At 54.7% G+C, this 2,361-nt stretch carries 1 pseudogene; it reads right to left on the reverse strand.

Going from position 1 to position 2,361, the window contains the following annotated elements:
• Window positions 1–2,361: pseudogene (locus tag V5T57_RS20560) on the reverse strand (hypothetical protein); the annotation flags it as partial.

Here is a 2,361-nt window from a genome sequence, read left to right on the forward strand (position 1 = left end):
ACCATCTACATCGGTAACTGCGGAAGCGATATCCAGGGGGATACTAGCGGCATCTTCACCACCGGTGACATCACCGGCACTCAATTCAGGTGCATCGGCGACGGAGGCGACCTCAACACTAATGGTTCCGTCGGTAATCTCGGTATCACTGGTGACGCCGTTTCTATCGGTGGTGGTGACAGAGATGCCCATATCGAAGTTCGCATTGGAATCTTCAGGGGCCATCACCTGCAAGCCATCCAGGCTGTAGGTGCCGTCACCATTGTCGGTGACTTGATCCATAGAGAGGGTGGCGGAACCATCGGTGATCTCAATGGTGGTGCCATCTTCCATCTGTAAGGAGGCCCCATCGGGAATGCCGGTAATGGTCACAGCCGTCACAGACTCAGAACCGTCGGTGTCGGTCACGCCAAAGCCGGAGTTCACATCCATCCAACTATCTTCATCGCCAGAAGCTGAACCGGCGGTGAAGGTCACTTCGTCGGCATCAGGATCAACCGTCAGGGTAAAGCTGTCACTGCTGCTGGAGGTATCATTACCTGCTGCGCCGTCGGCATCAGCATCCAGAACGTTGGTGGTGACGTTCATGTCAAACACGCCGGAGACATCACCATCCACCGTCGCGGTCAAACCATCTAGATCTCCAGCTTCCAGGGTCCAGCTACCATCTCCATTATCCACACCGGCCGAGAAGGTGACGGTATCGGGCACATCACTAATGACGACGGAGGTGATGGATTCAGAACCATCGGTATCGGTCACCGCAGAGGTGATATCAATAGCAATGGTTGCGGCATCTTCGTTACCCGATACATCATTGGCGGTAAGGGAAGGATCATCGGCAGCGGAAACCACTTCAATGCTAATGGAACCACTATCCACCGTTGTATCGGTGGTGGCACCAGCCTCATCAACTGTGGTAACGGTAACGCCTAAGTCAAAGTCCACATTGGAATCGCTAGGGGCTTTAACTTCCAAACCATCAATGGTGTAGGTGTTGTCCGCAGCTTCGGTCACATACGTCATGGGGATGGTGGCACTGCCATCGGTCACGGTAATGCTGGTGCCATCATCCATGCGGATCTCTGCACCATCGGGCACGCCGGTAATGGTTACACCGGTAATGGCTTCTGAGCCATCGGTATCCTGAATTTCAAACATCGGCTCGTTCACAGAGATCCACTGATCTTCTACGCCTGAGCCACTGCCATCGGTAATGGTTACACCATCGGCATCTGGGGTTACGGTCACGGTAAAGTCGGTGCTGCGGGTGCTGGTATCATCCCCTGTGCCATCGGCATCAGCATCCAGCACATCCACGGTTACACCCAGGTCCCAGCTACCGGAGAGATCCCCATCTACGGTGGCGGTCAAACCCTCCAGATCCCCAGCATCCAGGGTCCAGGTCCCATCTTCGTTATCGGTACCTGCGCTCAGCGCCATGCTGTCGGGCACGTTGGTAATGGTGACAGCGGTAATGGACTCACTACCATCCACATCGGTGACCGCCGCAGAGATATCCAGGTCAATGGTCGCCGCATCTTCATTGCCGGTAACATCGTTAGCCGTCAGGTCAGGGGTGTCGGCATCGGAAACCACTTCAACATTGATAACGCCAGTATCAATGACCGTTTCCATGGTGGCCCCATTGCTATCAGTGGTCTCTACACTGACGCCTAATGAGAAGTCCTCATTGGAATCTTCAGGGGCTTTGATCTCCAGGCCATCAATAGAGTAGGTGTCGTCACTACCCTCCGTAACCGCATCCATGGGGATTATGGCGGTGCCATCAGCCCCAACGGTGATCTCGGTACCATCTTCCAGGCGCATCTCTGTGCCTTCGGGAATACCGGTCAGGGTTACACCGGTAATGGACTCAGAACCATCGGTATCCTGAATTTCAAAGGTAGGCTCATTAACAGAGATCCACTGATCTTCGGTGCCAGAGGCTGATCCAGCCGTAATCTCTACACCATCGGACTCAGGGTTTACGGTCAGGGTGAAGTCGGTGGAGACCGAGGTGGTGTCATCACCACCAGCATCGGCATCGCTATCTAGCACGTTGACGGTGACGCCCATGTTAAACACGCCGGAGACATCACCATCTACGGTGGCGGTCAAACCCTCCAGATCCCCTGCTTCCAGGGTCCAGGTACCGTCGCCATTATCTTCACCAGCATTTAAGGTCACGGTATCTGGCACATCGCTAATGACCACACTGGTAATGGATTCGGAACCATCGGTATCGGTCACCGCGGAAGCGATATCCAGAGCAATGGTCGCCGCATCTTCCTGACCGGTAACATCCCCGGCACTCAGTTCAGGTGCATCGGCGACGGAAGCGACCTCAACACTGATGGT

Origin of the sequence: Magnetococcus sp. PR-3 (assembly GCF_036689865.1) — a bacterium.
Lineage (GTDB): Bacteria > Pseudomonadota > Magnetococcia > Magnetococcales > Magnetococcaceae > Magnetococcus.